The sequence below is a fragment of the Dellaglioa sp. CoH-57-MRSF-22 genome (assembly GCF_056781895.1).
Genome location: NZ_JBXAXT010000107.1, coordinates 1 through 401, shown reverse-complemented (window position 1 = coordinate 401; position 401 = coordinate 1). Strand labels below are relative to the sequence as shown.

Annotated in this window: 1 protein-coding gene; it reads left to right on the top strand. The window is 57.6% G+C overall.

The genetic code is table 11. The features are described 5' to 3' along the window. A partial coding sequence (locus AC1RPR_RS08405) for a hypothetical protein (protein WP_481763502.1) occupies positions 1 to 401 on the top strand: 401 nt, incomplete at both ends.

Below are 401 nucleotides of genomic sequence, written 5' to 3'. Positions count from 1 at the left end.
ACCGAAGACGACGCGCAGCGAATCATGCAGCAGGAAGGCGCACGGGAAGAAGAAAAGCGTCTGCTCAGCATCGAGAACCATGTGAAGGCACAAGGCGCTCCGAAGTCGATCGCGGACTCGGCACTGGAAATCCGTGGTGAGAACAACGAAATTCTGCGTGATGACGTGGACGTTGAGGTGTTCGGTGCTGACGATGGCTACAGCGCCGTTAACGTGGCAAAGGCCGCGAAAGCAGGTCTGGAACTTGATGAAAACGGGTTGAAGCCAAGCTTCACGATGTGGGCAGACCGTCTGCGCGACGACACCGATATCGGTGCGCTCAACGCGATCCGTGCACGCGCCAAGTTCACGCGCCGTGAGGTTCGCTACCTAGCCTCGATTCTGCAAGATAAGCCGAAGAC